Source organism: Paenimyroides marinum, from assembly GCF_900108395.1.
GTDB lineage: Bacteria > Bacteroidota > Bacteroidia > Flavobacteriales > Flavobacteriaceae > Flavobacterium > Flavobacterium marinum.
In genome coordinates this window covers 1-9344 of the sequence record NZ_FNXE01000015.1, presented here as the reverse complement: position 1 = coordinate 9344, position 9344 = coordinate 1, and the positions used below count along the sequence as shown (strand labels likewise).

Below are 9344 nucleotides of genomic sequence, written 5' to 3'. Positions count from 1 at the left end.
ATAATAATGAATTGCATTCGCCGGATAATAATGAATTGCATTTGTATGATGAAAATAATTGGGGCGTTTGCAAAACGCCCCTACGGGGGCCGTCCCAAACAATTGGGGCAATTGTCCGTGGATATAAATCATCCGTTACAAAACAAATAAATTTATTGTGTGCATTTGATGCGCCCATTAAATTGTGGCAACGAAATTATTACGATCATATCATCCGCAACGAACAATCCTATCAACGCATTTCGGAATACATCATCAATAATCCCACAAAATGGGAAGATGATAAATTTTATAAAAAATGAAATTTACAGAATATAAATTAGAACAAGCATTTATCAGCCTTTTGGAAACAGAAGGTTACAAATATATTAACGGAAAAAAGTTAACAAGAACTTCTAATCAGGAAGTTTTGTTGAAAGACGATTTACGTTCTTTTCTATTAACACGTTATCCCGATTTGGAAGAAATGGAGTTGGAAAGCATCATTAATGAAATCGCTTTTCAGTCGGCTTCTAATTTTTATGAATCTAACAAATACATTTGCAAACTGTTGGCAGATGGTTTGATTTTTAAACGCAACGATCCATCAAAAAAAGATTTACATATACGATATATCGATTGTGATTCGGTAGCTAATAATTCATTCAAAATTGTCAATCAATTGGAAATTCAAGGTTCAGAACTGCGTATTCCTGATTTGATTTTGTACATCAATGGAATTCCTGTCGTGGTTTTTGAATTTAAAACATTAATTGAAGAAGAGATAACAATCTTTAAAGCTTACGAACAATTAACTAATCGCTATAAAAGAGATATCCCCGAACTATTGAAATACAATGTGTTTTGTGTGATTAGTGATGGGGTGAATAATAAAGCCGGGACGGTATTTTCTCCTTACGAATTTTACTACGGTTGGAATAAAATTACTGGAGCAGAAAAAAAAGCCTTAACAGGAATTGAAACCACGACTTCTTTGGTGCAAGGAATGTTGAATCAAACACGATTGGTTGATATTATTCATCATTTTGTACTGTTTCCGGACAATTCAAAAAGAGAAGACAAAATTCTGTGTCGCTATCCTCAATATTATGCGGCCAATAAGTTGTATCAAAACATCTTAGTACACCGTAAACCACAAGGTGATGGTAAAGGAGGAACGTATTTTGGTGCTACGGGTTGTGGAAAAAGTTTTACGATGCTGTACTTAACGCGTTTGTTGATGCGTTCCACTGATTTTGCAAGTCCAACGATTATTATCATTTCCGATCGTACCGATTTAGACGATCAATTATCGAAAGATTTTACCAATGCAAAAGATTTTATTGGCGATGAAACCATTATTAATATTGAATCGAGAGCCGATTTACGAGCACGTTTGCGTGGTAGAGAAAGTGGTGGTGTGTTTTTAACTACGGTTCAGAAATTTGCCGAAGATGCAGAAATCTTATCCAATCGTACCAATATCATTTGTATTTCGGATGAAGCGCATCGATCGCAAGTCAATTTGGATCTAAAAGTGACTATTGATCACGAAAAACAAACGGTAAACAAATCGTATGGTTTTGCTAAATATTTGCACGATTCCTTACCTAATGCAACCTATGTAGGATTTACAGGAACCCCTATCGATAAAACCTTAGAAGTGTTTGGAGATGTGATTGATCAATACACGATGTTTGAATCGGTAAATGATGAAATTACAGTTCGTTTGGTTTATGAAGGAAGAGCTGCTAAAGTCAATTTAGATTACAATAAAGTTCAAGAAATTGAAGCCTATTACGAAAATGCAGTAGCCGAAGGCGCATCGGAATATCATGTCGAAGCCAGTCAGAAAGCTATTGCAAAAATGGAAGTGGTTTTAGGAGATACCGACCGAATCAAAGCTATTGCACAAGATTTTATTGATCATTACGAAAAGCGTATCGCAGAAAAAGCTACGGTAGCTGGAAAAGTGATGTTTGTTTGTGCTTCGCGTACCATTGCTTATAAATTGTACCAAGAAATTTTGGCGTTACGTCCGGAATGGGGCGAATTGCAATTGGCAGACGATTTATCAGATAAAGAGCGTAAAGAGATCAAACCTATTGAACGTGTGAAAATGGTCATGACACGTAATAAGGATGATGAAGAAAAGTTATGGAATTTATTAGGCAATAAAGATGATCGAAAAGAATTGGATCGACAGTTTAAACAAATCAAATCCAACTTCAAAATTGCGATTGTAGTGGATATGTGGTTGACAGGATTTGATGTTCCCTTCTTAGATACTATTTATATCGATAAACCGTTACAAACTCACAATTTAATACAAACCATTTCTCGTGTCAATCGTAAATACAAAGGGAAAGAGCGTGGTTTGGTTGTGGATTATATCGGAATCAAAAAGAATTTAAATCATGCGTTAGGTTTGTTTAATAACCAAACGGCCGATGATGATTTTGAAGATTTAAAACAAGCCGAAATACTGGCTCGAGATCAAATGGATTTGTTACGTCAGTATTTCCATACGTTTGATACCAAAGGATATTATGAAGGTAATCCTGTAGAGCGTTTGCAATGTTTACAAAACGCATCTGAATATGTGATATTGACCGAAGAATCGGAAAAATTCTTTGTGAATGTTACCAAAAAATTGAAATCGTCTTACAACCTGGTGAGTGGTTCGGAATTGTTTACATCTAAAGAAGTAGATGAAATACATTTCTATTTTGCTGTAAAATCTATTGTAGTAAAATTTACCAAAGGTGAAGCTCCAGATACCGAACAAATGAATGCTAAAGTAGCCAAAATGGTGGAAGAAGCGATTGTTTCTGAAGGTGTGGAAGAAATCTTTAAGCTCGATGATAATAAAGCCAATGCCATTGATTTGTTTAATGATAAGTTTATAGAGAAAATCTCTAATCTAGAATTACCGAACACAAAGATTAAAATCTTAGAACGCTTGTTAAAGCAGACCATTAACGATTTTAAAAAGGTTAATAAAGTTAAAGGACAAGATTTTTCAGAACGATTACAATCGATCATTAATCGCTATAATGAACGAAGCGAAGGTGATATCTTAGATTATGAAGGGATTCAGTTTGATACTGCCGAACAAATGTTGGATCTCATCATCAAACTTCGTGTTGAAATGGATTCGTTTCAAGATCTAGGAATAGATTACGAAGAGAAAGCTTTCTATGACATTTTGGATATGATTTGCAAACAATACGGTTTTGAATTTGATAATGACAAGATGTTGGAGTTAGCTCGTGAAATAAAAAATATTGTTGACAATACCGCTAAATATCCTGATTGGAGCGACCGTGATGATATTAAAGCACAACTTAAGATGGATATCATCGTTAAATTACATCAATACGGCTACCCTCCTATTACGCAGGATGATGTGTATAAGAATGTATTAGAACAAGCTGAGAATTTTAAGAAGAATAGGTAATGGAATTATGGAAATTATTTCTATCGGCAATATAACTTATAGAAATTCTGAATTATTTTGAAATAGAATTTTAGTAATTTTAAATATTGTTGATTTCATTTAAAATTTATGGCTACTCCAAATTTAGCATTAATAAGAAAAGCTCTTTTCTGGGATACAGACATCAATAAAATAGATTGGGATAAACAATACAAAGCGGTTATTCAACGTGTTTTTGAAAGAGGTAATGAAGAAGAGAAATTGGAAATCAAAAGATTTTATGGCGATAGTGTGATTGAAAAAGCTTTGTCAGAATATAAAAGACAACCTTATACTATTTATAAAAATAAATCTTTAGATCGTTAATTTTCTGAATACAATTTCAAAAAATATAGCCCAAAAGGTATAATTATGTATTTTAAATCGTTTTTATACCCGATGTGATGTAATTTCTGAACTAATACCAATGTAGTTTTCAATTGATTATCTTAGTTTACAATATTTTTTGTAAATTTGTACTACAATAGTAGTAGTTGTTTTGGTTAAAGCTACTTAAATACTACCATAATGTTATTTATATCTTTATCAAAAATACAAAAAAAAATCGTTGAAAGCATCCGTGCTCGACGATTACAAATGGAACTGACTCAAGAAGGTTTGTCGGAAAGAGCTGGTGTCCCATTATCAACATTGAGAAAATTTGAACAAAAGGGAGTAATTTCTTTAGATTCATTTTTGAAAATACTGTCGGTTGTTGGCGGATTAGAAGAGATAGTTGATGCTTTAAAACCCAAAGAGCAACATTTTAAATCTATTGATGAAGTGCTAAAATCAGAGGAAAAAACAATTAGAAAACGAGGAAACAGAAAATGAAAACAGCTGTTAAAGAAATAAAGGTAGGTTTGAATTTCGGTTCTGGAATTCAACCTGTTGGACGTTTGGCAATTCGTAATAGCATTATCTATTTTGAATATGATGAAGCTTTTTTGCATAGTAGTTTAGAAATTTCTCCCATAAAACTTCCTCTGCAACGTGGTGTGATAGAACTTCCAAAAAGTCCTTTTGAAGGTTTAGCTGGAGTTTTCAACGATAGTTTACCCGATGGTTGGGGAAGGTTACTTTTCGATCGTTTACTCCGTTCGGAGGGTATTTCTCCGTCAGATATATCTCCGCTTGATCGTTTAGCTTATGTTGGATTAAATGGTTTGGGTGCTTTAGTTTATGAACCCGATCAAAGCTTAAACACAAACGATGAAATAATTGATTTGGATGTTTTGGCTACACACACCGAAGAAGTTTTGGAAGGTGAATCAGAGGAAGTGATTACAGAACTTTTAGCTTTGAATGGATCTTCTGCTGGAGCTCGACCAAAAGCATTAATTGGAGTTGATAGTGAAAGAAAAAACATAATACATGGAACAGATCAGTTAAGCAATGGTTTTGAACATTGGATGGTAAAATTCCCAAATTCGCAAGATGGAATGGATGCCGGTGCAATAGAATATGTTTACGCATTAATGGCTTTGGATGCCGGAATTGAAATGCCAACGATTCATTTGTTTCCTTCCCAAAAAGGAAATGGCTATTTTGCGGTAAAACGTTTTGATAGAAACGGCAACAAACGACTGCACATGCATACGGTTAGCGGTTTGATTCATAATAATTTTAGATTTCCGTCTCTTGATTATGAAGATTTATTATCATTGACAGGTGTGTTAACGAAAGATATTCGAGAAGTAGAAAAGATGTTTCGTTTAGCGGTTTTTAATGTGATGGCACACAACCGAGATGATCACTCAAAAAATTTCACATTTTTAATGAATGAATTCGGCGAGTGGAAATTATCACCTGCTTACGACCTCACTTTTTCTAGCGGCCCAGGAGGAGAACAAAGCACAATGGTTGCGGGAGAAGGACGAAATATAAGTATTAAACACCTTACTAAATTAGGATTAGAAGCAAAGTTGTCAAAAGAATTCGTAGAAAATGTTATTGAACAAACTCGTTCTGCACTTGCTAAGTGGATGAGTTTGTCTAAAGATTTTGGAATCAGTAAGTCTAACATAGAACTAATTCAGAAGGCAATCTCAAAATTATAAGCAATGATACAGTTGTAAAAAAAAGTTATATGGGATTTTATTAATTTATGTACCACTATTGTACAACATATATTTTGTAAACCCCTATTTATAGTATGTCGGCACAAATAAAAAATGAAAGAAATTCCTATTATAAGATATTAGAACACACGCAAAAAGACGATTTAGATATTACGGAATGGATTATTTGGTTTCTTAAATGTTTGAAGAACGCAATACTTTCTTCTAATACAATCATTGATAAAGTTGTAAAGAAACATCAGTTTTGGGTAATAAATGCGGGTAAAATCAGGAATGAACGTCAGCAAAAAATGCTCAACAAGCTAATGGATAACTTTGAGGGTAATCTGACAACGTCTAAATGGGCAAAAATAACAAAATCATCACAAGACACCGCTTTGAGAGATATAACCGATTTGGTAAATAAAGGAGTTTTGGTAAAGGCAAATTCAGGCGGAAGAAGCACACATTATGAGCTTAAATTGTAAAATTTAGTTTTTTCCTTTTCTTCGGCAGTTAATTCTTTGTCTTGTTGGGTTTGTGCAAAACTCGAAATACTCAATATTAAAAAAAGAGAAGTGAAATTTTTTTCATAATGATAGCAATTTTTATGATACCTTATTATTGTAAAGAAAAAGGCGTGAAACTAAAATCAATCCGTTACTGAGGTACTAGGGTACCCAAAAACCCAGAAAGACTTAGCCCACGCCCATATAAGGCACAGGCGTAAGTCTGTCAGAATTTGGGTTTTTTTGAAGATTCCGAGTTTTCTGTAACCAAAAATCGACAGCTTACGCTAGTTCAATTACTATTTTAATAATGCTAAATTAAGAAATTTTGATAAAACATTCCTTATATGTTAACGACGTTTTTTGTCACGCCTTCGCTTTCTAAATTTGCTATTTTTGTAGCATGTATGCTTTAGTTGACTGTAATAATTTTTATGTGAGTTGCGAGCGGGTTTTTAATCCCACTTTGCGTCGTGTACCTGTTGTTGTTTTAAGCAATAACGATGGTTGTGTTATTTCACGATCCAGCGAAGCAAAAAAGCTTGGAATTCCAATGGGTGCAGCTGCTTTTGAATACCAAAAAAAGTTTCAGGAATCAGGCATAAAAGTATTTTCATCGAACTATGCATTATACGGAGATATGAGCAATCGGGTGTATCGCATTCTTCAGAATTACACGCCAGATATCGAAATTTATTCGATTGATGAATGTTTCTTGCACTTTAATAATTTCACCGATAATCCACTTGACAAATATTGTAAAAAATTACGGCAAGAAGTCTTGCAAAAAACACTCATCCCAACCTGTGTAGGCATTGCCCCAACAAAAGCTCTGGCAAAAGTTGCCAATCATATTGCTAAGAAATTTCCTGAGCTGGAAGGTGTTTACTTAATGGATACAGACGAAAAACGCATCAAAGCTTTAAAATGGCTCAATATAGAAGATGTTTGGGGCATTGGCAGACGAATGTCAAAACGCTTGAAAGCCAAAGGAGTTAACAAAGCCATTCAGTTTACAGAGCTTTCGGATGAATATGTTCGAAAAGAATTCTCGGTAGTGGGACTGCGTTTAAAAAAAGAATTAGAAGGAATTTCTGTTTTAGGACTGGAAGAAGTCCAAGCCAAAAAGCACATCGCAACCACCCGATCATTTGATACTACGTATACCGACAAGGAATACATCAAAGAACGCATTACTACCTTTGCGGTTACGTGTGCCGAAAAATTGCGAAAACAAAAATCGACCTGTCAGCTGGTTACCGTTTTTATCTATACCAATCGGTTCAACGACCAACAGGAACAATATTCCCGTTCCATAAATGTAAGTATTCCGTATCCCACAAATTCAGATATAGAAATTGCCAAATATGCTCAAAAAGGTTTAAATTTAATTTTTAAACAAGGTTATCATTACAAAAAAGCCGGAGTTATTGTGGGCGGTATCACACCGGAACACGAAAAACAATTCAATTTGTTTGAAGATGAACCTGTGAAACATCGTGAAATTATGCGGACAATGGATCAGTTAAACTCCAAATACGGAACGCAAAAGTTGAAATTGGCTTCGCAGGCATTAGATAAAACGTGGAAAATGCGTCAGGAACATTTAAGTCCTAATTACACTACTAAATGGAATGAAATTTTGGAAATCAGATGATAAAGTTTATAAAATTTGGTAACGAACTGGAATATTTACCCATTAATACCGATGGCAAAAAATATTATGTTCAGGTAAGAGAAGGCGTAAATGCGGGATTTCCATCACCGGCAGAAGATTTTCTGAATGACAGAATCAGTTTAGACGAATTATATCTTTCCAAAGTAGAATCAACGTTTGTAAACCGTGTAAAAGGTTTGTCAATGTACCCTGATTATCATGAAAACGATATTCTGATTTTACGGTCGGATTATGAACCACAACACGGTGATGATGTGGTGGTATCAATCAATTCATCGGAATATACCTTAAAACGCTATGATAAACTCCATTCTAAACTGGTTGCACTAAACCCTAAATATGCCAATTCTGTTATGATCGGCGAAGAGGACGAAGTCGTGATTTTAGGTGTAGTAGATGCGTTAATCCGTAATATTAAAAGAAGAAAATAATTGACCATGAAAAAAATAACAGAAAAACTGTTCAAACAAAGTATTGATGCTTATTTAGAACAAGCCATAGATGAACCTATTCAAATTGAATTACTAAATAATACGTTGTATCTTTCTACTATTCGCAATATCAATATTATTGACAACGAATGGATAAAAGAATTTATGGCTATTCCTGAAGAGTTTCGGTTAAATCCTTTTGATATTTCTGATTCCGGTGATTTGTATTGGGCTGATAAACGGAATATTGAAGCTGTGAAAGCCAGTATAGCAAAAAATTAAAGCAAATGATCGAAAATAAACATACTGAGTTCAAACAAAAAGTAACACCTGAATTAGAAAAAGAAGTAGTCGCCTTCTTAAACGCTAACGAAGGTGGCGTAATTTATATTGGCATTGATAAAAACGGAATTCCAATTGGTGTAAAGGATGCCGATCAGGAGCAATTGCTTATTAAAGATCGTTTAAAAACGAACATTTTACCATCTTGTTTGGGACTTTTCGATTTGATTATTGAAAAGAAAAATGACAAAGACATCATCAAAATCATTGTGGCTGGTGGTTATGAAAAACCGTATTACATAAAGAAATATGGGCTTTCAGAAAAAGGTACTTTCATTAGAATAGGAAGTTCGGCTGAACCGATGCCAACCCGACAAATAGAATTGCTTTTTAGCAAGCGAATCCGAAATTCTATCGGGAATATGAAATCGCCCAAACAAACTTTACAGTTTCAGCAATTACATATTTATTATCAATCGATCGGAAAAGCTTTAAATGAACAATTTGCCCGAAATTTGGAATTAGTTACAGAAGAAGGAAATTACAATTATGTAGCGTATTTAATGAATGATGTCAATAACATTTCTGTAAAAGTAGCTCGTTATCAAGGTTTAAATCGGGTGGAATTAGCAGAAAGCAACGAGTATGGGTACGAATCATTGATTAAAGCCACGCATCAGGTTTTAGATAAATTGAATCACTACTAAACGGACAATCTTTCAAATAGGGCAAAATTAGTTGTTAATCTATTGAATATCAATACATCTTTTTAGTTTCCCCAAAACCCACCTCCCCCTTATTTTAGAACAAAGAAGTCTGAAGGCAGGGTGATTTATTTCGCTTTTTTCGTTTTTGGTATGTCCTTCGGCTATTTTGCACCATCCAAAACACATCAACGTGGCTGATCAGGTGTATTCTGACCAATGC

The 9344-nt window shown here is 34.2% G+C and carries 9 protein-coding genes and 1 pseudogene; all 10 read left to right on the top strand.

The features are described from left to right. Nucleotides 1-302, top strand: a 302-nt coding sequence (locus BLW20_RS06470; RefSeq protein ID WP_317039275.1) for a transposase, incomplete at its 5' end; no start/stop codon positions are given. Further along, nucleotides 299-3439, top strand: coding sequence for a type I restriction endonuclease subunit R (locus BLW20_RS06465; RefSeq protein WP_091097755.1), 3141 nt, complete (start codon nt 299-301; stop codon nt 3437-3439). The genes BLW20_RS06470 and BLW20_RS06465, both read left to right, overlap by 4 nt. 108 nt (nt 3440-3547) lie before the next feature. Beyond that, the gene (locus BLW20_RS14665) at nt 3548-3784 is read left to right on the top strand and encodes a DUF6922 domain-containing protein (protein WP_177165043.1); all 237 of its coding nucleotides are present in this window, start codon (nt 3548-3550) and stop codon (nt 3782-3784) included. A gap of 201 nt (nt 3785-3985) precedes the next feature. Continuing rightward, entirely contained in the window at nt 3986-4291 is a 306-nt protein-coding gene (locus BLW20_RS06455) for a helix-turn-helix domain-containing protein (protein ID WP_091097752.1), read from the top strand. Beyond that, nucleotides 4288-5517 (top strand): type II toxin-antitoxin system HipA family toxin, encoded by a 1230-nt coding sequence (locus BLW20_RS06450; protein WP_091097748.1) that lies wholly within the window; start codon nt 4288-4290, stop codon nt 5515-5517. Before BLW20_RS06455 ends, BLW20_RS06450 begins: the two co-directional genes overlap by 4 nt. Nucleotides 5518-5612: 95 nt before the next feature. Further along, the gene (locus BLW20_RS06445) at nt 5613-6005 is read left to right on the top strand and encodes a Fic family protein (protein WP_091097745.1); all 393 of its coding nucleotides are present in this window, start codon (nt 5613-5615) and stop codon (nt 6003-6005) included. 424 nt (nt 6006-6429) lie between these two features. Next, on the top strand, nt 6430-7683 hold the full coding sequence (locus BLW20_RS06440) for a Y-family DNA polymerase (protein ID WP_091097741.1): 1254 nt from the start codon (nt 6430-6432) through the stop codon (nt 7681-7683). Further along, nucleotides 7680-8135 (top strand): LexA family protein, encoded by a 456-nt coding sequence (locus BLW20_RS06435; RefSeq protein WP_091097737.1) that lies wholly within the window; start codon nt 7680-7682, stop codon nt 8133-8135. Before BLW20_RS06440 ends, BLW20_RS06435 begins: the two co-directional genes overlap by 4 nt. 6 nt (nt 8136-8141) lie before the next feature. Further along, entirely contained in the window at nt 8142-8417 is a 276-nt protein-coding gene (locus tag BLW20_RS06430) for a hypothetical protein (protein WP_091097734.1), read from the top strand. Between the two features lie 5 nt (nt 8418-8422). Next, a pseudogene (locus tag BLW20_RS06425) lies at nt 8423-9115 on the top strand (AlbA family DNA-binding domain-containing protein); the annotation flags it as partial. Nucleotides 9116-9344 lie beyond the last annotated feature (229 nt).